The sequence below is a fragment of the Flavobacterium glaciei genome (genome assembly GCF_003350545.1).
Classification (GTDB): domain Bacteria; phylum Bacteroidota; class Bacteroidia; order Flavobacteriales; family Flavobacteriaceae; genus Flavobacterium; species Flavobacterium glaciei.
In genome coordinates, this window is the sequence record NZ_QQBA01000007.1 from 46,617 (window position 1) to 70,215 (window position 23,599).

Genomic DNA, 23,599 nt, shown 5'->3' on the forward strand with positions numbered 1-23,599 from the left:
AAATTGCAGTAACTAATTTTGAAAAATTATAATAAGCAGCTCGATCAAGCAAATAGAGGAACCTGAATTTTTATGATGATTAGCATAATTTTACAATTAAAAATTGTTCTAAAAATTCTTTTTTATTTATTAAATCCTATATTTGTCAAAATGGAAAATCCGTATTCTAAAAAAATGGAAAAACACTACAAAAAAGAAGGTAGATATAGCTATTATGAAGCTGGTGAAGGAACTCCAATTGTCATTTTACATGGACTAATGGGTGGACTTAGCAACTTTGACGCTGTTGCAAATTACTTCTCTACAAAAGGATATAAAATAATCATTCCAGATCTACCAATATACACTCAGAACATTTTAAAAACCAATGTGAAGAGTTTTGCAAAATATGTTAAAGACTTCATCACATTCAAAGGGTTAGACAGAGTAATTCTTTTAGGAAATTCATTAGGTGGTCATATTGCATTATACCATACTAAAATGTATCCTGAGAAAGTAGCTGGACTTGTAATAACCGGTAGCTCTGGTCTTTACGAAAGTGCGATGGGTGATAGTTATCCTAAAAGAGGTGATTATGAATACATAAAGAAGAAAGCTGAAGATGTATTTTACGATCCTAAAGTAGCTACAAAAGAACTTATTGATGAAGTTTACGAATCTGTAAATGACAGAATAAAATTAATAAAAACACTGACAATTGCAAAAAGTGCGATTCGTCATAACATGGCAAAAGATTTGCCAAAAATGCATGTCCAAACCTGTATAATATGGGGGAAAAACGACAAAGTTACACCTCCTGATGTTGCAGAAGAATTCAATAAATTATTACCTAATTCTACCTTGTACTGGATAGATAAATGTGGACATGCTGCGATGATGGAACATCCTGAAGAATTTAATCGTTTGTTAGAGGATTGGTTAACAAACACACACTTATCTTTACACTAATCCTAGTAGGAGAATTTTACACTCAGAAAAATGAAAATTAATACTGCCGAATTTGTTATCAGCAACTCCGATGTAGCCAAATGTCCTAAGGACTTTTTGCCGGAATACGCTTTTATAGGCCGATCAAATGTAGGGAAGTCCTCTTTGATAAATATGCTAACGAATCATAAAAAGTTAGCTAAAACATCCGGAAGACCAGGAAAAACACAATTAATTAATCATTTTTTGATTAATAACAATTGGTTTCTTGTAGATTTACCAGGTTACGGTTACGCTAAGGTTTCTAAAAAAACGAAATCAATTTTTCAGGAATTTATTACTGATTATTTCGAAACTAGAGAACAATTAGTTTGTGCTTTTGTTTTGATTGACATTCGTCATGAAGCGCAAACCATAGATATTGAATTTATGTCATACATGGGCGAAAGTGAAATCCCTTTTTGTATCGTTTTCACCAAAGCCGACAAGATAAGTAAAGTAAAAATCGACTCTCATATTGCAGCTTACAAAAAGAAAATGTTCGCAAACAATTGGGCCGAAATGCCTCAATATTTTGTTACTTCCGCCACAGAATCAACTGGAAAAGAAGAGTTACTTTCTTATATTGACGAGGTAAATCAAGAAGTATTCAAGAACAATAGCCAGTTTTAGAAACGCTAACTAATAAACAAAAAACCCAAAAATTTAGATTTAATTTTTGGGTTTTTTGTTTTAATTAAAATCAACTCTATTTCGTTAAATCCAATTTTTCAGCAAAATAATCGCAGAAATCTTTCATGGTATCCGCCATTTTTTCATCATCAGTAGCACGTTTAAATGTTTCAGACATCGCCACTAGAGTCTGATGAAAGAATATTTTCATTTCATCTACCGGCATATCTTTAGTCCACAAATCAATTCGCATACTCTCTTTTGCCTTGCTGTCCCAGATAGACAACATTATTGCTTTAGCCTCTTCCTGTTCTACTCCACCGTCTTTGGCAGACCACATTAATTTTTCAGGAACACGATTTTCATCTAACTCAATTAGAAACTTAATTTCTGATGTATTTTTATTTGACATTACTTTTTGGGTTTGTATTTTGATTTAACAAATATTTCTTTCGCACTAGTTTTTAATAAATCTACTAAAGGCACTTCGTTATTATTCATATAAGAACGTACCATTTGCCATCCTATCCAAGCACCAACCTGACCTGGTGAATCATTATCAATTTCCAAATAAAATTTAGAAAATGGAGCTGGATTAATAAACCGGGAAATTAACTTTTGATCATTACTGTAAAGCATTTCTTTTTCGATAAAATAACGCCACATATAACTTTCGTTTTCTTGACACCAAATTATCTGTTCTGGAGTATATCCCATTTTTTCAGCATCGGTATAATCCGGCAAAAGTAAGTCTTTTAAGTACAATTGTTTTCCTGAATAAATCATCTGACTTATTAAATCTTTTTCTAAAACAGGTGTAATATTTCGTGCCGAAAAACTTGATACTACGTCAGGTGCAATTTGTCTTTCCTCAAAATTTTGTTTCAGATAATTTGGAAACTGATAAAACTTATGATTTTTCCCTAAGTACAATTCAAGGGAAATTACTACCAAACTGTCTGCATAAATGGCTTTATTTTTATAATCCATCTCAGAGATTACAGTAATTACCTTAGGTGTTTTAGTCTTAGGGAAGTAATATTTGACATGCTTAAAAAGTGTTTCTAACTCCATTTTTACGGGCTTAAAATCACCGTATTTTTTTTGAACTTCCGTGTACAACTCTCTCCATAAAGGATCTTGCATTTTCTCTAACCAAACACTATTGTCATTTCCTGGAGGAAAAAAAAATGGAAACTGTTTTTTTACTTTTTCTAAATCTTGTGGAGGAGTTTCAAAAAATATTTTATCAAAGCGTTCTACTTTTATTTCTAAAGGAATTGCTGTAACGGCACTTTCTACTTTGCTTTTCTTATCACAGGATAAAATAAAGAGACAAAAGGCTACAAGAAACAGATATTTTTTCATATATATTAATTAAATTTGTTTCAGAAAATCTGAGGAAACAAATACTCAACAAATTGGTTTTGCAAATATACATTCCTGATTTTTAAAACGTAAACTATTATGACTAAAAAAAGCACATTTCAAGTTGAAAAAGTAAATGACCACATTGTAAATTGGTTAAAAACTTATGCAGAAAATGCAAAAGTAAATGGTTTTGTAATTGGGATTTCCGGAGGCGTAGATTCAGCAGTTACCTCAACATTGTGTGCACAAACAGGATTAAAAGTTTTATGCGTTGAAATGCCCATCCATCAGGCGCAAAGTCATGTAACTCGTGGACGGGAGCATATTGAACAATTAAAAAAAAGATTCCCAAACGTATCTAGTATTGAAGCTGATTTGACCTCTGTTTTTGAAACTTTTAAAACAGTAGTGCCAGATGTGACAGATACAGCAAAACTTCATCTATCACTTGCCAATACTCGAGCAAGACTGAGAATGACTACACTGTATTACTTTGCGGGGATTCATTCTTTTTTAGTTGCCGGAACTGGAAATAAAGTAGAAGATTTTGGGGTAGGTTTTTATACAAAATATGGTGACGGTGGAGTAGACTTAAGTCCAATTGCTGATTTAATGAAGTCAGAGGTGTTTCTTTTAGGCAGTTATTTACAAGTTCCAGAGTCTATTTTAAATGCATCACCAACTGACGGACTATTTGGCGACGACCGTAGCGATGAAGATCAGTTAGGAGCTAGTTATGATGAATTAGAATGGGCGATGCTTGCAAATGAAGCTGGTAAGTCAGCTGAAGACTTTTCAGGACGAGAAAAAATTGTTTTCGAAATTTATAAGCGACTAAACACCATTAATCAACATAAAATGACACCAATTCCCGTTTGTTTGATCACTAAATGATAAAGAAGTAATATTTTATATTGATTTACAATTAATTACAGAATTTATTTATTAATTTTACATTTCCAATTACAAACAATTCTAAAAATTTAAAATTATGATTAAAGTATGTATAGCCGATAATTATCCTGTTGTGCATTTTGGAGTAAAATCTTACTTTAAAGATAATGCGGACATCTCAATTGTTGCCAATGTCGGCAATTTCTTGATGGTAAGGGATATTCTTCAAACAAAAGACATTGATGTATTAGTATTAGATTTGGAGCTGGAAGGTCTTTCCAGTATTTTTGAGGTTAAAGCAATCTTAAAAAACTTTCCAAAAACTAAAATTATTGTTTTCAGTGGGCTTTCAGAACAAATTTATGCGCCAAATGCCATAAAAGCCGGAGTATCTGGCTTTGTGCATAAATCAGAAAAGCTTGAAACTTTAGGGATTTCAATTATCAAAGTCTCCCAAGGTAAGATTATCATGAACGAAACCGTGAAGAAAAACTTAGCCTTAATTGCAAAACAAAGTAAAAGCGAACGTTTATACCGCAAACTTTCCAACCGTGAGGTAGAAGTTCTACGTTATTTAAGTGGTGGGAAAAAGAATCATGAAATTGCTGATATTTTAAATCTTAATGAAAAAACCATTAGCACTTACAAATTGCGATTATTAACCAAACTAAACGTTACAAATCTAGTGGATTTAGTAGACAAAGCTAAAAAATTAGAGATCGTCTAATAATACCTAGACATTACTCTTCCTAATTTTTTGGAAAAAGAGTGGATTAAAATATTATAATCCATTATTAAAGATAAAGACTCTGTATTGTCTGAACTCGGTTCAGATGATATGGAGCTTTTTAGTTCTTCAATGATTTTACCTACTAAATACCATCTTAGAGTTAAAATCGTTTCGGATACATTTTGACTTATTGTATCACTTTTTGATTTCGGAAAAATATTTTGTCCTACCCAATCGTGAAGAACAACTCGTTCGTCCTCCATTAGGATGTCAGTTACTTCCTGTGCAAAATCAACCTGTAAATGCATTAAATATTGCTCTAAACTGAAACTTTCATTCTGATGATAATAGTTAATTAAATCATTAAAAATATCTCTAAATAATGGATTTGCTAATTCAACTTCATCTTCCTGTAAACTAAGATAGATGCGTTGATACACTTTATATTCTTTTTTCTCGGTAACGGTTTCTATTTCCCCTTCCTCGTTAGTTCTCAAAAATATATCTTCAAATTCTTCTACTTTATTTCCATATAACAAAAGAATTTCAATTATTTTTCTTTCCAATCGATATAAAACATCAACTTTTTCAGCTTCAACAGGATTTTCGTTTTTTACAACTTCAAAAGCTTTTTGCTCTGTTTTTTGTTTTTTTCCAACCTCGTTTATATCTTTTTGTACCAATTGCGCTAAAGTACTCACTAAAACTTGCTCGGAGATATCCATAATTCGAGAACATTCTTGGATATAAATTTCGCGTTGAATTCTATCCGGAATTTTCGAAATACTGATTACCATATCCCGAATCAAATCGGCTTTTTTTATGGGATCATTCTTAGCTTCATTCATCAAAAGTGATGCTTTAAATTGAATGAAATCTTTAGCATTATTTTCAAGATATAAAACTAAATCTTCGTAAGAAGTTTTTTTTGCAAAACTATCCGGGTCTTCTCCATCAGGAAAAGTGCATACTTTTACATTCATTCCTTCTTCAAGAATCAAATCGATTCCGCGAATAGAAGCCCTTAAACCAGCCGCATCACCGTCAAAAAGGACCGTAATGTTTTTTGTTAATCTATTTATTAAACGGATTTGATCTGGCGTCAATGCTGTTCCAGAAGAGGCAACAACGTTCTCAATACCCGATTGATTGAATTGAATTACATCAGTATATCCTTCAACTAAATAACAATTATTCAGTTTTGCAATGGATTGTTTGGCTTGAAAAATACCATACAGCACTTTACTCTTGTGATAAATTTCACTTTCGGGTGAATTCAAGTATTTTGCCGCTTTTTTATCATTGGTTAAGATACGTCCTCCAAAACCTAAAACTCTTCCCGACATGCTTTCAATAGGGAACATCACACGTCCTTTGAACCTGTCAAAAGGCCTATCGTCTCTTGGGATTGTAAGTCCTGTACTTTCTAAAAATTCTAATTTATATCCTTTGCCAAGAGCTTCTTTTGTAAACGCATCCCAACTTTCAGGTGAATATCCTAAGCTAAATTTTTTGATGGTTTCACTTGTAAAACCTCTTTCCTTAAAGTAAGAGTATCCGATGGCTTTACCCTCTTCTGAATTTAAAAGCGTGTTGTGAAAATACGTTTTGGCAAATTCCGATACCAAATACATGCTTTCTCGAGTATCTGTTAGTGCTTTTTCTTGATCTGTTTGCTCTGTTTCTTCAATTTCAATATTGTATTTTTTGGCTAAATACCGAATGGCTTCTGGATACGTAAAATGAGAATGTTCCATCAAGAAAGCAACCGCATTTCCGCCTTTTCCAGAACTAAAATCTTTCCAAATTCCCTTTGCCGGCGAAACCATAAATGATGGCGAACGCTCTTCAGAGAAAGGACTTAAGCCTTTATAATTACTTCCTGCTCTTTTTAAATGAACAAATTCACCAATAACCTCCTCTACACGAGCAGTTTCATAAACAGTATCAATTGTAGCTTTTGAAATCAAGTTGAATAAAATATTTAAGGATTGAAAAATGTAAAATTACACAAATCAAATTGGATAATTCGCAATCTAAAAAACAAAAAAGCACTTCTTTACAAAGTGCTTTTTTATGCTACTAAAATACTATTTGTAATTAATTAAAATCAAAACGCAAACCTAGAGAAACATTATTTTGCTTGACAGTATTGTCCTCAAACAATGGATTTAAATCGTATTTCAAGTACAAACTTGTAGCTTTATACCCTATGTAAGTGCTTAATCCGTAGACAAAATCACTGGTGTTAAAATCTCCTTTTGTCTTTTCAGTTGATTTTAAATCTGAATTTTCATATTGTAAAATCTGTTTCGTTTTCACGTTTATTCCTGCGTAACCGCCCAATCCTACTCTAACACTTTGATGAGATTTAAAATAGGTTTTGTCGTTCTTGACCTCTGGCTTTGTAAAATCAAATTCTAAATGCAATGGAAACACTAAGCTCACATTTCTAAATCTAGAATCATTTAATTCAATAGGATTCAATGTCAAACTAGTTTGATTTCCATTCACCTCAAAACTACGATTGTTTGTAGGGCGCAAGTTATTGTACATTACTGACAAACCGTATTTAGCGTGCAATAAGTTAGAATTGTTAAAAAGTCTTGAATTATAAGAAACGCCAATTTCATAAAAATGAGAACCTAGGTATCTAAAATCAGAATCTTTTACTTCACCATCAGTAATTACGTTATTTAAACCTGCAGCAAAAACAAATTGAGAGGTGGTCCTTTTGGATTGGCGTTCTTCCTTGTCCTCTTGTCCATTGTAGACTTTCATCGAAGAAATGTTGATCTCTGTTTGATTAGGACCAAGCTCTTCAGAATTAGTCCCAAAAATAACCATTCTGCCGCCTCTTTTATTATCCTTAGCGTCCTGCACTTTTCCATCCACTTTATCTTGTACAAGCTGGTTGAGTTTTTCTTCTTGAACACTAACTTTAGAATCAATATTTGCGGCGTGAACGGCTGCTTTCTTTAACTTTAAATCATCCGCTTGTTCCTCAGTAATTACTTTATTATCCAAATCTTTATCAATTTGTTCAATCTCTTTTTTTAGCGCATTTTTTTCTGAACTTGTTATTGACTTAATTTCGTTACCAATTGCTTTAGCTCTGGTCTCAAATGCAATTGATTTGTGGTCTTGACCTTTGATTTGCCCCGTTTCCTCAACGGTATCCTCTACAACTTCAAGAACAACGTTTTTAAACCAAACTTGACCAGTTTCATTTAACAAAATACCATACGTAATTGCAGTAGCCTCAGCTGGGACATGCAACACAATTTCATATTTAGCCCAATCTTTGGTGCCTTTTATGGGTCTTCTTCGCATGTTATCAAAAGCAAAAACGGCAACATCATAATAGTCCACACGCATCCATAAACCAGACCAAGATTTAACATTTTCACACCTTACGTATCCTGACATTTTAATTGTTTTCCCCAAATACAAGTCCGATTTTATTGTTTTCATAATCGTCCCAAAACCATTGATTTTACTTTTAACCGATCTAATAGTCAAAATATTTTCTTCTTTGAGTTCTGAGCTCTTTTCAAGACTCATTTCATATTTTGGTGACACAGGTTGCCAGTAAGTCCAGTCTAGAATATCTTTGTAAGCTCCTTTTTCTTGCGCATTTGCTTTTATCAAAATGGCTGATAAAAATAGTACTGTGATTAAAATGATTTTTTGCATAATGTTCGATTTTTGATTGATGATTGATTATTCTTTTTCGTAATTTCTGTTGGCCAAAACTGTTTTTATAGCATTGTAATTTTTATTAAACTTACTTATGGCAGACTCTCTAAAGGTTTGGCTCATCTCAGTTTCTACATCCGATAATAAATTCTGTGGAGAAACCGTATTTGCTCTTTTTGATTTCTGAGTAGTCTGCAAACTAGTTGATGACTCTAGTTCTGTATTACTCACATCAGCCAGTAGTGATGCCGCCGAAACGTATTTATTTTTAGTTTTTATATTGAGATTATTATTTGCTACTAAAACGGCTAAACTATCACTCTTAAAAGTATTAATTTGGGCTGCAGCTAGTTGATTCCTCTCTGATTTTAATGAACTTTGCTGCGAGGGAGCTTGATACGAGGAAGCAACCACACCTTTTTGAATGCTATGTTTTATGATATTTGGCAGTGCATTTGTATTTTGTAACGTATCATTTGTAGTTAGATTATCTTCTTGATTTATTGAATTTTGTAATACGACTCCATCCTCTTGATTTACATTTACACTTTCTTTTTGATTAAAAAATAAAGTTCCAATAAGTAGGAAACCTGCAAAACTAGCTGCGATATACAACCATGGAAATTTAGTTTTTTGTTTCTCTTTCTCTGATAGCATGCTGTCTAGCTTATCCCAAGCCATCGCCGAAGGTTTGATTTCTCGAGCATTTAACCGCTCTTTTATCTGTATTTCAAATTTATTCGGTTCCATACTCATAATTTTTTATTGTACTAATTTGTACTTGTAGCATTTTTCTAGCATGCGATAATTGCGACTTTGATGTGCCTTCATTAATCCCTAACATAGTTGCAATTTCATGGTGTTTAAAACCTTCTATCGCATATAAATTAAAAACCATTTTATAACCGTCTGGTAAATTATCTATCAAAGATTGAATATCATCAATGGAAAATTGGCTTTCTATGTTGTTGAAACTTTCTTCAAAATAGATTTCATCTTCACTATATTTCAACTTTTTTTCAACTCTGATAAAAGAAATACATTCATTAACCATGATTCTTCTAATCCAGCCCTCGAAACTTCCTTTAAACTGAAAATTTTTCAGATTTGTAAACACTTTCATAAAAGCAGTAATCATTATATCTTCGGCCTGGCGTATGTCTTTTATGTATTGGCGGCAAACGCTTAACATTTTTGGAGAAAACTGGGTGTAAATCTGCTGTTGTGCCTGCCGATTTTTTTCGACCGCCAACCGGATTAGTTCCTTTTCTTCGTGATGTAAGTTGATTACTTTCATAAAATGTTGCAATGGCAAAAATCAATTTCAACGTCAATATTTTTCATTGCTTTTGCAATTGATTCTTCATATTGAACCTCATCTCTATTAACATAGACGATTGACAATGCAGAAAGGTTGCATCTAGAATAGAAAAAAATTGATTTTAAAATTAAAAAAACAAAAAAGTCAATAAAATTGGTAGTTAGCGAGAGTGAATTATTTTAAAAAAAATTATTTTTTTCTTTCAATAACGTAATTGACCATTAAAATAAGAGCACTTTTATATTCTGATTCAGGGAATTCTTGAAGTAACAAGAGCGCTTCATGTTGAAAAGCAACCATCTTTGCTTCGGCATAAACCAAACCATCGTTGTTTTTTACAAATGCAATTACTTCTTTGACGCGTTTTTTGTCTTTGTTGTGGTTTTTTATGGAATTGATTAGCCAACTTTTCTCTTTTGACGTACATGTATTTAAGACATGAATAAGTGGCAAAGTCATTTTTTGCTCTTTGATGTCAATCCCGGTTGGTTTACCAATGGCTTCCTCAGTATAGTCAAATAAATCATCTTTGATTTGGAAAGCCATGCCTATCAGTTCGCCAAATTTGCGCATCTTTTCAACTTGCTCCTCATTTTCAATTACAGAACGAGCACCTAAAGCACAACAAGCAGCTATAAGGGTAGCTGTTTTTTTTCGAATAATTTCATAGTAAACATCTTCTGTGATGTCTAGTCTTCGGGCTTTTTCAATTTGAAGTAATTCGCCCTCGCTCATTTCGCGTACAGCGACAGATATAATTCGAAGCAAATCAAAATCACCGTTATCTATAGACAGTAACAAGCCTTTTGATAATAAATAATCCCCTACTAGTACAGCAATTTTGTTTTTCCACAGCGCATTTAAAGAGAAAAAACCTCTTCGGCGATTACTATCATCTACTACATCATCGTGAACTAACGTTGCAGTATGTATCAGCTCAATAACGCAAGCTCCGCGATAGGTTCGTTCATTTACTATCCCAGCAGAAACCATTTTAGCAGTCAGAAAAACAAACATTGGTCGCATTTGCTTGCCCTTCCTGTTGACGATATAATACGTGATTCTATTTAGCAAAGCCACTTGCGAAGTCATCGATTCGTAGAACTTTTTTTCAAAAAGTTCCATTTCATTAAAAATGGGCTGTTTTATTTGTGAAGTAACATTCATTAGATTTCAAAGATACAATTTTAGCCAGCAATCTTGCAACTGCTGCCATTCTTTTGAATGCTTTTCGAGAAGAAAAATTTTTATGCTTCTTTATTGGCCAGTTGTCCACAAGCAGCATCAATATCTTTTCCGCGGCTTCTGCGTACTTTGACCACAATTCCACTTGCTTCAAGTGCTTTTATGTATGCATTGATAGATTCCTCGGAGGCTTGTTGAAACTCCCCGTCATCAATAGGATTGTATTCGATAAGATTCACTTTACAAGGAACGTATTTACAAAACTTTACCAAAGCATCAATAGAGGCTTTATTGTCGTTGATATCTTTCCAAACAACATATTCGTAAGAGATTTTACTTTTTGTTTTTCGATACCAATATTCTAATGATTCACGTAAATCTACCAAAGGAAAATTAGCGCTAAATGGCATAATTCTAGAACGAATTTCGTCGATTGCTGAGTGTAGCGAAACTGCTAATTTGAATTTTACATCATCATCAGCTAATTTTTTAATCATTTTAGGAACTCCCGAAGTTGAAACCATAATACGTTTAGGTGACATTCCTAAACCTTCTGGAGACGTAATCATTTCAATGGCTTTCAAAACATTGTTATAATTCATAAGTGGCTCACCCATACCCATAAAAACAATATTCGACAATGGATGATTGTAATACAAACGACTTTCTTTATCAATGGCAATTACCTGATCATAGATTTCAGCCGGTTCCAGATTTCTCATTCTTTTTAATCGCGCTGTAGCGCAAAAGTTGCAATCTAAACTACAACCCACTTGACTAGAAACACACGCTGTAGTTCTTGTATTTGTAGGTATCAAAACCGATTCGACTACCAAACCATCGTGCAAACGAACTGCATTTTTTACGGTTCCGTCTTCACTGCGTTGCATGGTATCTACTTTGATGTGATTGATGACAAAGTGCGTTTCGAGCATCATTCGTGTTCCTTTAGAAACATTAGTCATGTCCTCAAAACTATGAGCGCCTTTGCTCCATAACCATTCGTAAACCTGATTACCACGAAAGGCTTTATCGTTATTAGCAACAAAAAAATCTCGTAATTGTTCTTTTGATAGGGAACGTATGTCTTTTTTCTCGATTTCCATGGTGCAAATTTAATGACAATTTGTTGATTTGTTGATTTGATAATTTGATAACTTTGTTTACTATTGAAAAAAACATCAAAAATGCATTTCATTTCTCCAGAATTAGAAGATTACATTGAGCAACATTCCGAAAATGAGCCAGCTTTACTAGCGGCATTAAACAAAGAAACCTACCAGAAGATTTTGCTACCTCGAATGTTAAGTGGCCATTTTCAAGGCCGAGTTTTGAGTATGTTATCTAAATTGATTCGACCTATAAATATTCTTGAAATTGGCACTTACACCGGTTATTCGGCATTGTGTTTGTGCGAAGGCATGCAAGATAACGGTCAGTTGCATACGATTGACATCAAAGAAGAGCTAGTTGATTTTCAACGCAAGCATTTTGACAAATCACCATGGGGAGCACAAATTGTTCAACATCTAGGTGAAGCAATTGATATTATTCCGTCACTTGATTTGAAATTTGATTTGGTTTTTATAGATGCAGATAAAGAAAACTATGGAAACTATTTTGAGTTAATTCTCCCAAAAATGAATAAAGGCGGGATTATTTTATCAGACAATGTGTTGTGGAGCGGTAAAGTTCTGGAACCGTTACAACCGAATGATTTGAGTACAAAAGTTTTGCTGGAATACAATCGATTATTAAAGAATGATCCTAGAGTAGAAACGGTTTTGTTACCTATTCGTGATGGATTGACGGTAAGTAGAGTTCTTTAGTTTAAAAGTGCTAGTGAAAAACAACTACCCTAGCCCTGATGGAAGCGGCATCTCCCGATCTTAAAAAACAAGGCTCTTTTTGCCGTAGTTGTTTTTATCGGGAATACAGCGGACAGCAGGAAATAGCTCCTACAACTTTTTAGGTTGTGGAAAATATCTTTCTTGTGCTATTTTGTAAACAACATAAAACAGAAAACCAGAAATAAATCCAAATAAATAGCCTGATAAAATGTCTAATGGATAATGTAATCCCAGATAAATCCTGCTATATGCAAAGATGAAAGGCCAAATAAAGAGAAGACCAAAAAATTTGATTTTATCTTTAAAATTAAAAAACAAAAATGTAGCAACTGCCATTGAATTTGCTGCGTGTCCTGAGAAAAAACTAAACGAGTTTCTGACTTGAACTATTCGAATAAAGGAATTGATTTCAGGATTATTACAAGGCCGTAAACGCTGAAATCCGTTCTTAAAGACATTTGTCGTTTGGTCTGTAAATGTTACCAAGAATGCCACAAACAATAGAAAATACAATGTTTGTTTTGCTCCTAATTTTTTAAAAATAACATACAATAGTAATAAAAAAAGGGGGATCCAGTTGCTTTGTTTAGTAATGAGTAACCAGAGTCCGTCAAACATTTCTGATCCTAATCCATTTAAAAACACAAACAATTTTGTGTCTAAAGAAAGTAATTTTTCTAACATTACATCTGGCGTTTTATAGGTCCAGCAACATCTTCTATAATTTCTTTAGTAGCTTCAATTTGAGTAGATGTGTCGCCAAGCAAATTATCTTTGGCTTTATTAATTTCTGAAGTAATATTTCCTGTAATATCAGTAAATTGAGAGGTATCTCCCAACAAATCATCCTTAGCTTTATTGATGTGTGAAGTAATGTTCCCTCTAAAATCAGTTAATGTTTGTGAATCAAATCCATTAGCCTCTGCTCCTTTTTGAATTTCGCTTTTGATATCATTAGTAGCATTTTTTAATTGCGCCATTGCTTTACCCATGGTACGAGCTATTTCTGGTACTTTATCTGACCCAAAAAGCATGAGTACTATAAACATGATGAAAATTAATTCTCCTCCTCCTATGCCAAACATATTTCTTATTTTTTATTGCTACAAATATACCTAATTTTGAATCTTTGACTTTTAATTTTTTCATAAAAAAAAAGACTCTTTTCAGAGTCTTTTTTAATCTTATGTCGTTATTTAATCAAATTTAGACTTCACTTCTTCTTTAGGCCAAGTGTTATTAGTTACATCAATATCAGCTGTTTCTAATTTTGGATCTATTTGAATCTTTTTGATTGCTTTTTCAGTTGCATAAATTTTCTTAGCAGTATCATTGTTTTTTCTCCAAATTTGAGCTGGATATTTGAATGTTTCTTTCGAGTCATCTTCGTAAGTCAACTCAACGATGATTGGCATTAACATCCCTCCTGGCTTATTAAACTCTACCTCGTAGAAAAACTTAGGTGATTTTAATTTTGATTTGTCTTCAGCAGAAAAATTTTGATTTACATATTCTGATAATAAATTTACATCTGCAATTGCTAATGCCTTCTTATTTTTAGCTGACAATTCTTCGCTAGTTCCTGGAACTAAATATACGAAAGGTCCTTTTTCTTGACCAAAACGTCCTCTTCTTACTACTGCATCTTTCAGTTCCTTTGTAGCTGTCTCAGATACGTAATATTGTTTTACTTCTTTAACACCGATATCTACAAAATCAGTAGAGTAAAACCACCCTCTGAAAAACCAGTCTAAATCTACTGCAGATGCATCTTCCATAGTTCTAAAAAAGTCTTCTGGAGTAGGATGTTTAAATTTCCATCGGTTCGCATAAACTTTGAAAGCATGGTCAAACAATTCTCGTCCCATAATTGTTTCTCTAAGAATATTTAAACCTGTTGCCGGCTTACCATAAGCATTAGCTCCAAATTGTACTATTGTCTCAGAATTTGACATAATAGGTTCTAAGAATTTTTGATCTCCGCTCATGTAAGGAACAATTTTGCTTGCAGGTCCACGACTAGAAGGAAAATTTGTACCCATTTCTTGTTCAGCCATATATTGCATAAAAGTATTAAGACCTTCATCCATCCATGACCACTGACGCTCATCAGAATTTACAATCATAGGAAAGAAGTTGTGTCCTACTTCATGTATTACTACGCCAATCATTCCGTTTTTAATACGATCACTTGTCACTCCTTTTTCGTCAGGACGACCGTAATTCCAGCAAATCATTGGATATTCCATCCCTTGATCCTCAGCCGATACAGAGACTGCTTTAGGATAAGGATAATCAAAAGTATGCGCTGAATAGCTTTTTAAAGTATGCGCCACAGTTCTGGTTGATGTCTCTCCCCAAAGCGGATTTGCTTCTTTAGGATATACAGAAACAGCCATTACCGTTTTCTCATTTAGTTTTACTGCCATCGCATCATAAATAAACTTTCTTGAAGTAGCAATACCAAAATCTCTTACGTTTTTAGCACTAAATTTCCATGTTTTCTTTTTGTCTGAGAAACCTTTCTCAGCCGCTTCAGCTTCTGCCTGCGTAACAATAACTACTGGCTTATCAAATGTTTTTGTTGCTAGTTCATATCTTTTTACCTGCTCAGCAGTAAATACTTCGCTTCTGTTCATCAATTCTCCCGTAGCTTCCATAACATGATCTGCAGGTACGGTAATATTTACATCAAAGTCCCCAAAAGGCAACGTAAATTCTCCTGTTCCCCAGAACTGCATATTCTGCCATCCTTCAACATCATTGTAAACTGCCATCCTAGGATAGAACTGAGCAATTACATATAATTTGTTTCCTTCTTTTTCGAATAGCTCATAGCCCGAACGGCCACCATCTTGTCTATAGTTATTAATGTTATACCACCAATTTATAGAAAAAGTAAATCTTTCTCCTGGTTTCATTGGAGTTGCTAAATTAATACGCATCATAGTTTGATTAATCGAATAGGATAAAGGATTTCCTTTAACATCTTTAACAAACTCAATATTAAAACCACGTTCTTGTTCTTGTTTTAAAAACTTATTTACGAAGTTTCCAGCAGGAAAAACTTGTTCCATTCTTTGGCTTTCAGCCAGCGGTGTTTGTGACGTTTTCGCAGCTTGATTTTGGTCTAACTGTACCCATAAATACTCTAAAGTATCTGGAGAATTATTGTAATAAGTAACCGTTTCAGACCCAGTTAATCTAGAATTTTTATCATCTAGCTCTATGTTTATCTTGTAGTCAGCCTGTTGCTGATAATAAGCTGGACCAGGAGCTCCAGAAGCTGTACGAAACATGTTAGGTGTAGCTAACAGATCATACATTTGACTAAATTTATTCGTATCGTATTTCCCTGTTTGTTTTGGCGTAACAGGTGCCGTTTTTTCTTGGGCAAATAAAATTGCGGGAAGAAGTAATAATAATGTAAATTTTTTCATAGGTGAAAGTCTGGTTAATCAGTGCGTGAAAATAATAATTTAAAACAAATTTTTCTCAACTTATTCATATTTTAACATTCCCTTTGTTGTGGACTCTGTAAAAAGTAATGTGTTTTTTACCCCAAAAACATTAAAATGCATAATATTCTGTTGTTCAGAATTTCCTTCTATGTTAATAGCATTGTAAACCTCGATTGAATTAACTTTAGGAACTTCCTTAATATTTAAATAACAGATAAGTACATCTCCTTCCATTTCTTTACTTAATAAATTCATAGGTCTAGAATGACCATTTATTTTTATAGAGAACTTTTCGCTTAAATATTTTTTTAGCAAAATTAAATCTTCATCTGTTTCATTTTCGGAGCCTATATTGATATTTTTAGTATACTTTTTACCAACTGCGCTATTCAAATCATCAACAAAAATTCGAGCAGTGATTTGAAGCATTTTCTTTTGTGGAACATAATTTATTTGATAGAGTGCCACATAAAATTTATGCACACTAAAAGAGGTCATCGTTAAAAATAATAGGCCAAAAAAAGTAATTAAGATTGTTTTTTTCATTCGAAGCTTCTAATTGTTTTTATATCGGAATATGGTATCTCCATTCTTCCATCTTATTGTATTCAGGAATCGAGACGATTTCACTTTTCAAAAATAGTAATTCTTTTAAACTCTATGTTCTTAGTGATTAAAAAATCAATTAGTAAAAATTCGTCCTCTTGTTTTAATAAAGTCTTTGACTTAGAATCATTCTCACAATAATCTAGAAAAAGTCCAATTTCTTCGTTTTTTAACTTCAATGTATGTATAAAAAAGTATTTATCAATTCCCCTAGAAACCACGTCCGAAAAATCTACATTTGAATTTAAATCGGTTTTCTGTGCCGAATCATTCTTAAATAACTTAGAAACCATTTTAAATATTCTAACAATATCCATTCCGTTTTCTATACTTCCATCAGAAGGCATCGTTCTATTTATAGGCGAAGATTTCGCATCGTCAAAAAATTTCAAATCCACTATACCCTGAGAATTTCCGGTTATTGGTTTTATTTCGGCTTTACGCTTCACAATTACTTCGTTTAACAACGTAGTTTGTATTTCTAAATTAACGACAAACAAAGGTTTTAAAAAATCTTTGTCCTGAATTACAATTCTTTTAGACTTAAAAGAAGGACTTGAAACCAACAATGTGTCTTTGGCTTTCACCAAAATATCAAAAAAACCTTGGTCACTAATAAAGGTTCTTGTTTTTGAATTTATATTAAAAACGTACCCATTATCTACAAAGGCGGATTCATTTATACACTGACCGTGCAATGACTTTCTGTTTTCATTTTGACTTTAACTAAGCTGGCAAAATAAAAGTAATCCAAGAAATTTTATTGTTGTTTTCATCTAGATTGTTATCCGTTTTGTCTTTTTATTCCAGTCAATTTTCATTGTTTTATTTTGTCTTTGTATTCTTGTGCTAATGCTACCATAAAAAATGAAGTTCTTTCTTCATTTTTGGATTCCAAAACTTTCAAAAAATTTTCATTTTCCACTACAAAGTATTTAAAACCATTAACATAATCAATTGGAATTCCTAGTTTTACAGTAAAATATTCTTGATTATAAATTTTAGAAATCAATTTGATATTGTGTTCTTTTTGCTCCAAAACAACTAATTTCTTAAGCCGTTTCGTTCTTCCATTGATTTTGTTTATCAGCGGATCTAGTGGCATTGTACCCCCTAACAAATTCAATAACATAATAGGCTTGAAATCTCCAGCTGTTCTCAATCGCCTTTCTGCAGGCGAATAGCTTATAGGATTCTTAGCTAAAATCCCTTGTGATACTGCATTAATTGGATTCTTATTGACAATTACCTCTTTCAACTCGGTTGCTTTCGAAGCCATTTTTATGTTTAATATATCCAACATCAAATCTTCTTCCTTGATTAACTTCCTGTGACTTATCAAATTCACCGCCGTAAAAACCAGTATGTCATTGGCTTTCGCCAAAATAAAAAATTCCCCATTACTATTTGTGATAGCTGATTTTTTGTTTACTAAATTTAAAACGTTTATTCCACTTGTATAAACCGAATCAACTCTAATACTTCCACGAAGTAGCTTTTCAGCATCATTTTGTCCATAAAATATTTGGCACATAAAAAATAAAACTACCAGAATAGTTTTATTCATTTTCACTTGAAATGATTTTATTATAATTTTCTGCAAGTCTTACAATTAAAAACATCATCAATGTCTTGTTTTTAGATCGTAATGCATTTGCAAAACCACTATCATCTATACAGTAATGTTGAAAATCTTTAATATAATCTGTGGGAATTTTTAAGTTTTCGATGTAATATTTGTCTTCAAAAACAATTTCTATTTTTGCCAATAGCTGTTCTTTCTTCTCAACTATAATTTCCTTTTTCAACATGGCTTTACGACCAGAAATTGCATTCAGCAATCCATCGATACCGTTACCAGAAGTTGCTGTGTATAATTTTCTCTCAGCAGGTGTATATTTTTTTTGACCGTATGGTATGATACCTAAACTTTCCGCAGTGATAGAAGACTCATTAACAATTACTTCTTTTAGAATAATACTTTTGGGAAGCATTTTTACCGTAATAAGTTCCCGTTGCATATCTAATTTGTCGATTTTCATCCGGATGCCTTCTAAATTAACCGCAGTAAACACTAAAATATCGCCTTCTTTTGCAGTAATCACAAAGAAACCGTTCACATCAGAAAAAACCGTTTTATCCGTTGTTACATTCTCAATTGTAATGCGATCAACCGCAACGGAATCTGCGACAATTTTGCCTCGAAGCTCTTTTACATTGCCGGTTTGAGCAAAAATAATTTGCACGAACAAAAAAACAATAAACTGTAGCGTAATTTTAATTTTCACCTGCGATAATTTCTTTATATTTATTTGCTAATTCTCCAATTAAAAATGTGGTCATTGTAACATTTTTAGATTTTAAAACAGTGATAAAACGTTCGTTTTCGATACTGTAATACTCAAATTCTTTGACGTACTCAGTAGGTATTTTTAATATATTCACGAAATAATCCGTAGTAAATAGATTCTCCAATTGTCTTAAATAAGATTCTTTCTTTTCGACTTCAAGTTCTTTTTTAAGCATTTTTGTTCTTCCTGAAAACCAATTCAATAATGGGTCTGCTGATATTGACCCACCCATCATGCTACCCGCATTAGCACTAGCATTAAGATGGCTGGCAGTATATAACTTTCGTTCCGCAGGTGTATAATTTTTTTGACCCTTTGGAATTATCCCCATTGAAACTGCATTGATACCACTTCTCACAATAACTTCGCGTAATTGATTTACTACAGGAATCATTTTAACAGTTAGCATTTCTTGTTCAAAATCTTTTTTGGTCAAGCCAATTCTAATTTCTTTAAACTGTCCTTGAATGATTAAAAGCGTATCTCCAACCTTAGCCAATATAGAAAAATTTCCCTCTTTATCAGTAATTAATGCTTGCTCCGTTTTTATATTTATCACATAAATCCCTTCTAAAACAGAAAAATCAGAAATCACTTTCCCTTTCAATTTTATTCTAGGAGTTTCTTGTGCTACAACATTCATTATTAAAAAAGCTAAATATTAGGCATACAATTCTAATCATCCGTTTCTAAATCTGGTTTTCGCACTTGGTAAAAGTATCTTAATGCGTTCCAAATTAATTACTAACGGGATGGTAAAAAAATGTTAATTAAAATATGAAATCAAAAAGACTGATTTAATACCTTTAGCATAAATTATTGACTAAAAATGAAAAATATACTAATCGCAAGTACTTCTACTCTAGCTAACCAAAATTATCTGGAATATTTATTACCTGAATTGCAATTACACTTTCAAAACTGTAAAACTATTCTTTTTATTCCTTACGCAAGACCTGGTGGAATTTCTCATGAAGAATACACAGGTATGATAAGGCCTGCTTTTGCCAAAATAAATAAAAAAGTAATCGGTATTCATGAGTTTGAAAATGCACCACAGGCAATAAAAAATGCAGAAGGAATTTTTACAGGAGGAGGAAACACATTTGTTTTAGTATCACAATTATACAAAAACAATGTTATGGAAGTACTTTCAGAAACAATAAAAAACGGAACTCCTTATTTAGGAACTAGCGCTGGAAGCAACATTTGCGGATTAACGATGCAAACTACTAATGACATGCCGATAGTATACCCACCAAGTTTTAAGACGCTGGGATTAATTCCTTTTAATTTAAATCCGCATTACCTTGATCCAGATACCTCATCTTCGCATATGGGGGAAACGCGCGAAACGAGAATAAAGGAGTTTCACGCTTACAATTCGGTTCCCGTATTAGGATTGCGAGAAGGCAGCTGGCTCGAAGTAAAAGGAGATGTAATTACTTTAAAAGGTCCTTTAACCGCAAGATTGTTTAGTCAAAATCAAATTCCCACAGAACTTGAAACAGAAACCAACTTAAGCTACATTAAATAAAATGAAACTTCTAGAAATAAAAAAACCTCAAACAAATGTTTGAGGTTTTGGAGCGAAAGACGAGGCTCGAACTCGCGACAACCAGCTTGGAAGGCTGGAGCTCTACCAACTGAGCTACTTTCGCATTAAAACAGTAAAATAAAAAACCTCAAAATAAATTTGAGGCTTAGAGCGAAAGACGAGGCTCGAACTCGCGACAACCAGCTTGGAAGGCTGGAGCTCTACCAACTGAGCTACTTTCGCATTAACAACGGTGCAAATATAATTAATAAGTTTGCTTCAATGCAAGTTTTTTTCTTAAAAAATCACAAACTTAAACAGACGTTCTTTTTTAATAAAGCACATAAAAATCATAAAGAATTTAATATGAAATTATTATATCTTTATTTCGATTAAAAAAACAATCTAAAATAATATAAAAATTATCCATTTTTGACACATTTCCTATAAGACATTACGTAATTCGGGCAGAAAAGCTATTCTGAATTCAGGAATTAGTAGCTCAAAAAAGGTGTCAAAAGGAGTTCTGGAGAAAAACTCTTTTAAAATTTTGAGAATTATTACACAAATAGAAGTCATTAGCTTTATCGAAAAAAAAACATTTCAAGTAGAAATAGTTACTGTAAAAAACATAGATTTAGAGAACACATTGTTATACTAAAAATTAAAAATAATGAAAAGGTTGGTCCTACTAATATTAATTTGTGTAACCACTAGTTGTAAAAAGAAAGAACTAAAAAGTGAGGTAATCTTTAAAAACGAAATTTCAAATACTCCCGTTTTACTTCAAGACAAATCCGTTAGGATTGACTCTTCCTTGCTATCTTCTTACAATAACGAAACACTATCTAATTTTTATAAAACTACTAATTACAGAACCATTTGGCATTCTGAAGAAAGCAGAAAAATTATTTTGGATGAATTCATTAAATCCGAAGAAGAAGGTTTAAATCCAGAGGATTACAACGTAAAAACATTAAGATATTTTGAAGAAAAATCAGCAACACTAAACGATGCTGATATTGCTAAATACGACATTTTACTGACCTCAAGTTTTCAAAAATACATTTCACATTTAACAAACGGAAAATTAAATCCAAGAAAACTATATGCAGACTGGGATTTAAAAGAAAACGAAATTGACCTAAATGAAACCTTGACAGCTATTATGTACAGCGATTCTTTAGCCAATAAAATAGAGCAATTGAAACCCAATCATATGGTGTACAAAAGATTAAAAAAAGCATTACAATTAATTAAGGCCTTCCCAAAAGACAACTTTAATACAATAAAATTCACAGAAATAATTTTTCCAAACGACACCAATCCCTCAATAATTGAAATTAAAAAAAGATTGACTTTCTGGAAAGAATTACGACCTCAAGACAGCTTAACAGCTATTTATAACCCAGAAACTTTGCTTGCCATAAAGAAATTTCAAAGTCGTCATGGCTTAGCCGTAGATGGAATAATTGGCCGTACAACTATTGCCTCACTCAATTTTTCTAAAAAACAAAGAATGCAACAAGTCATAGTAAATCTTGAACGCTGGAAATGGTATCCTAAAGAAATGGGAAATGAATATATAATCATTAATATCCCTGAATATAGATTGACATTAATCAAAGATAAAGATTCACTCAGGACTCACAGGGTAATTGTAGGAAGAGAGAAAAGAAAAACACCGATATTATCCTCAAGATTAACTCAAATTGTTTTAAACCCAACATGGACGATTCCTCCCACCATTTTGAGAGAAGATGTTATACCCGCCATTTTAAAAAATAGAAGTTATTTAGTTCAATCAAATATTAAAATATATGATAGTAATGGAAAGATTGTAAGTCCTTACAACTGGAAATTATCGTTAGCTAAAAGTTATCGTTATGTGCAAAGTCCGGGAACCATTAACTCGCTGGGAATGGTTAAAATTATTTTTCCTAATCGCTTTTCTGTTTATTTACACGATACCAATCATAGGGATTATTTCGACAAAACGTATCGCTCATTGAGTTCCGGTTGTGTCAGGCTAGAAAATCCATTAGAACTAACCGATTATTTACTAGACGATGCAATCAATTGGAATCTCAAAAAAATAACAGAAATTCTACAGACCGAAAAAACACAATCTGCTAAAATCAAGAAAGAAGTTTTCTTTCACTCATTGTATTGGACCGCTTGGAGCGAAAACAATAAACTGATTTTCAGAGATGATATTTACAATCTAGATGCAGATTTGTATACTAAATTAAGAAATTGATTTTGCTCCAAATTTAGAAGCTCTTGAAGGATGATAAATAAAGAAACATGATTTGTCTTTAATAACACTGATAATCTCTTTAGATAATTCAGCAGGGACAGCAGGACAGCCTTGACTTCTTCCTAATCTATGGTTATTTTTGATAAATGAATTAGAAACATAATCAGCAGCATGCATTACTACGCCTCTAGCTCTTGCATTATCATTAACTCCTTTTTCTAAACCATCTAAGCGAAGTGACATGCCGTGTTTGCCATTATAGATTTCACCAGTGGAATAAAATCCTAAACTACTTTTGAAAGATTCTGCTGAGTTTGAAAAATTAGAAGCGAATTCTTCACCTGTATTTCTTCCATGTGCTACTAGAGAATGAAACAATACATTACCAGTAGTCAAATCTATTACCCAAAGCCTTTTAGTATTTGAGGATAAACTAAAATCTACTAAAGTTAAAATATCTTTTTTAATCAATCCTTTTTCTTTCAAGGAATAATATCCTTTTAATGCCACAGCAAAACTTTCTAATTTTGGCAAAGCAAATTTGTTAGAATGCAAATTGCTGTATGCCATTTCAATTTTAGCATCAACACTAGTTTCTAATACTTTAGCATAAACTGCTGGTTTAAAATCATTTGGCTCTGAAAGATTTGTTTTGCTTGTAAAGAAGGAAAACAACAAGAAAAAAATAATAGGAAATAGGTTATAAATCATTGATTTTCTATAAGTTATAATTAA

General features: G+C 32.6%; 24 protein-coding genes and 2 tRNA genes. 7 read left to right on the forward strand and 19 right to left on the reverse strand.

Annotated features, from left to right (window positions below):
• Positions 1–174 precede the first annotated feature (174 nt).
• Positions 175–948, forward strand: coding sequence for an alpha/beta fold hydrolase (locus DFR66_RS07750; RefSeq protein WP_114754366.1), 774 nt, complete (start codon positions 175–177; stop codon positions 946–948).
• A gap of 30 nt (positions 949–978) precedes the next feature.
• The gene (gene yihA / locus DFR66_RS07755) at positions 979–1,599 is read left to right on the forward strand and encodes a ribosome biogenesis GTP-binding protein YihA/YsxC (protein ID WP_114754269.1); all 621 of its coding nucleotides are present in this window, start codon (positions 979–981) and stop codon (positions 1,597–1,599) included.
• 76 nt (positions 1,600–1,675) lie between these two features.
• Here the strand turns inward: yihA and gldC are convergent, their stop codons facing one another.
• Both gldC and gldB read right to left on the reverse strand, forming a co-directional pair.
• Entirely contained in the window at positions 1,676–2,011 is a 336-nt protein-coding gene (gldC, locus tag DFR66_RS07760) for a gliding motility protein GldC (protein ID WP_114754270.1), read from the reverse strand.
• The gene (gene gldB, locus DFR66_RS07765; RefSeq protein WP_114754271.1) at positions 2,011–2,967 is read right to left on the reverse strand and encodes a gliding motility lipoprotein GldB; all 957 of its coding nucleotides are present in this window, start codon (positions 2,965–2,967) and stop codon (positions 2,011–2,013) included. Before gldB ends, gldC begins: the two co-directional genes overlap by 1 nt.
• Positions 2,968–3,066: 99 nt before the next feature.
• Here gldB and nadE point away from each other — a divergent pair, with 99 nt between their 5' ends.
• Complete coding sequence (gene nadE / locus DFR66_RS07770; RefSeq protein ID WP_114754272.1) at positions 3,067–3,864, forward strand: NAD(+) synthase; 798 nt, start codon at positions 3,067–3,069, stop codon at positions 3,862–3,864.
• 97 nt (positions 3,865–3,961) lie between these two features.
• Positions 3,962–4,591 carry a response regulator transcription factor gene (locus DFR66_RS07775; RefSeq protein ID WP_114754273.1) on the forward strand — a complete coding sequence of 210 codons (630 nt, stop codon included), beginning with the start codon at positions 3,962–3,964 and terminating at the stop codon, positions 4,589–4,591.
• Here the strand turns inward: DFR66_RS07775 and dnaG are convergent.
• The 6 genes from dnaG to rlmN form a co-directional block, all read right to left on the reverse strand.
• Entirely contained in the window at positions 4,588–6,564 is a 1,977-nt protein-coding gene (dnaG, locus tag DFR66_RS07780; protein ID WP_114754274.1) for a DNA primase, read from the reverse strand. The two genes, DFR66_RS07775 and dnaG, sit on opposite strands and share 4 nt — an antisense overlap.
• 130 nt (positions 6,565–6,694) lie before the next feature.
• A complete protein-coding gene (locus tag DFR66_RS07785; protein ID WP_114754275.1) occupies positions 6,695–8,290 on the reverse strand; it encodes a hypothetical protein in 1,596 nt (531 codons plus the stop codon).
• A gap of 27 nt (positions 8,291–8,317) precedes the next feature.
• Positions 8,318–9,043 (reverse strand): hypothetical protein, encoded by a 726-nt coding sequence (locus DFR66_RS07790; RefSeq protein ID WP_114754276.1) that lies wholly within the window; start codon positions 9,041–9,043, stop codon positions 8,318–8,320.
• Positions 9,030–9,590, reverse strand: a complete 561-nt coding sequence (locus tag DFR66_RS07795) for an RNA polymerase sigma factor (protein WP_114754277.1) — start codon at positions 9,588–9,590, stop codon at positions 9,030–9,032. Before DFR66_RS07795 ends, DFR66_RS07790 begins: the two co-directional genes overlap by 14 nt.
• A gap of 213 nt (positions 9,591–9,803) precedes the next feature.
• Positions 9,804–10,781 carry a polyprenyl synthetase family protein gene (locus DFR66_RS07800; protein ID WP_114754278.1) on the reverse strand — a complete coding sequence of 326 codons (978 nt, stop codon included), beginning with the start codon at positions 10,779–10,781 and terminating at the stop codon, positions 9,804–9,806.
• Between the two features lie 80 nt (positions 10,782–10,861).
• Positions 10,862–11,905, reverse strand: a complete 1,044-nt coding sequence (gene rlmN / locus DFR66_RS07805) for a 23S rRNA (adenine(2503)-C(2))-methyltransferase RlmN (protein ID WP_114754279.1) — start codon at positions 11,903–11,905, stop codon at positions 10,862–10,864.
• Positions 11,906–11,986: 81 nt separating this feature from the next.
• Here rlmN and DFR66_RS07810 point away from each other — a divergent pair, with 81 nt between their 5' ends.
• Positions 11,987–12,628, forward strand: a complete 642-nt coding sequence (locus DFR66_RS07810) for an O-methyltransferase (protein ID WP_114754280.1) — start codon at positions 11,987–11,989, stop codon at positions 12,626–12,628.
• A 129-nt stretch (positions 12,629–12,757) separates the two neighbouring features.
• Here the strand turns inward: DFR66_RS07810 and DFR66_RS07815 are convergent, their stop codons facing one another.
• The 8 genes from DFR66_RS07815 to DFR66_RS07850 form a co-directional block, all read right to left on the reverse strand.
• Entirely contained in the window at positions 12,758–13,333 is a 576-nt protein-coding gene (locus DFR66_RS07815; protein WP_114754281.1) for a phosphatase PAP2 family protein, read from the reverse strand.
• Positions 13,333–13,734: a Sec-independent protein translocase subunit TatA/TatB gene (locus tag DFR66_RS07820; protein ID WP_114754282.1), complete on the reverse strand. Its 402-nt coding sequence runs from the start codon at positions 13,732–13,734 to the stop codon at positions 13,333–13,335. The genes DFR66_RS07815 and DFR66_RS07820 overlap by 1 nt, the downstream gene beginning before the upstream one ends.
• A 111-nt stretch (positions 13,735–13,845) precedes the next feature.
• A complete protein-coding gene (locus tag DFR66_RS07825; protein ID WP_114754283.1) occupies positions 13,846–16,089 on the reverse strand; it encodes a M1 family metallopeptidase in 2,244 nt (747 codons plus the stop codon).
• Between the two features lie 60 nt (positions 16,090–16,149).
• Complete coding sequence (locus DFR66_RS07830) at positions 16,150–16,656, reverse strand: DUF6702 family protein (RefSeq protein ID WP_114754284.1); 507 nt, start codon at positions 16,654–16,656, stop codon at positions 16,150–16,152.
• An 80-nt stretch (positions 16,657–16,736) separates the two neighbouring features.
• Positions 16,737–17,414, reverse strand: a complete 678-nt coding sequence (locus DFR66_RS07835) for a hypothetical protein (RefSeq protein WP_242008649.1) — start codon at positions 17,412–17,414, stop codon at positions 16,737–16,739.
• 119 nt (positions 17,415–17,533) lie between these two features.
• Positions 17,534–18,283: a peptidase associated/transthyretin-like domain-containing protein gene (locus DFR66_RS07840; RefSeq protein ID WP_146841138.1), complete on the reverse strand. Its 750-nt coding sequence runs from the start codon at positions 18,281–18,283 to the stop codon at positions 17,534–17,536.
• A complete protein-coding gene (locus DFR66_RS07845) occupies positions 18,276–19,004 on the reverse strand; it encodes a hypothetical protein (RefSeq protein ID WP_242008648.1) in 729 nt (242 codons plus the stop codon). Before DFR66_RS07845 ends, DFR66_RS07840 begins: the two co-directional genes overlap by 8 nt.
• Entirely contained in the window at positions 18,994–19,710 is a 717-nt protein-coding gene (locus DFR66_RS07850) for a hypothetical protein (RefSeq protein ID WP_114754286.1), read from the reverse strand. Before DFR66_RS07850 ends, DFR66_RS07845 begins: the two co-directional genes overlap by 11 nt.
• A gap of 186 nt (positions 19,711–19,896) precedes the next feature.
• Between DFR66_RS07850 and pepE the strand changes: the two genes are divergently transcribed.
• Entirely contained in the window at positions 19,897–20,604 is a 708-nt protein-coding gene (gene pepE / locus DFR66_RS07855) for a dipeptidase PepE (protein ID WP_114754287.1), read from the forward strand.
• 48 nt (positions 20,605–20,652) lie between these two features.
• On the opposite strand, the gene DFR66_RS07860 is transcribed toward pepE, so the two are convergent.
• Both DFR66_RS07860 and DFR66_RS07865 read right to left on the reverse strand, forming a co-directional pair.
• A tRNA-Gly gene (locus tag DFR66_RS07860) sits at positions 20,653–20,728 on the reverse strand.
• A gap of 46 nt (positions 20,729–20,774) precedes the next feature.
• Positions 20,775–20,847: transfer RNA gene (locus DFR66_RS07865), tRNA-Gly, on the reverse strand.
• Between the two features lie 430 nt (positions 20,848–21,277).
• Here DFR66_RS07865 and DFR66_RS07870 point away from each other — a divergent pair.
• On the forward strand, positions 21,278–22,864 hold the full coding sequence (locus tag DFR66_RS07870; protein ID WP_114754288.1) for a L,D-transpeptidase family protein: 1,587 nt from the start codon (positions 21,278–21,280) through the stop codon (positions 22,862–22,864).
• Here the strand turns inward: DFR66_RS07870 and DFR66_RS07875 are convergent.
• Positions 22,853–23,575, reverse strand: a complete 723-nt coding sequence (locus DFR66_RS07875) for a murein L,D-transpeptidase catalytic domain family protein (RefSeq protein ID WP_114754369.1) — start codon at positions 23,573–23,575, stop codon at positions 22,853–22,855. The genes DFR66_RS07870 and DFR66_RS07875 overlap by 12 nt on opposite strands.
• Positions 23,576–23,599 lie beyond the last annotated feature (24 nt).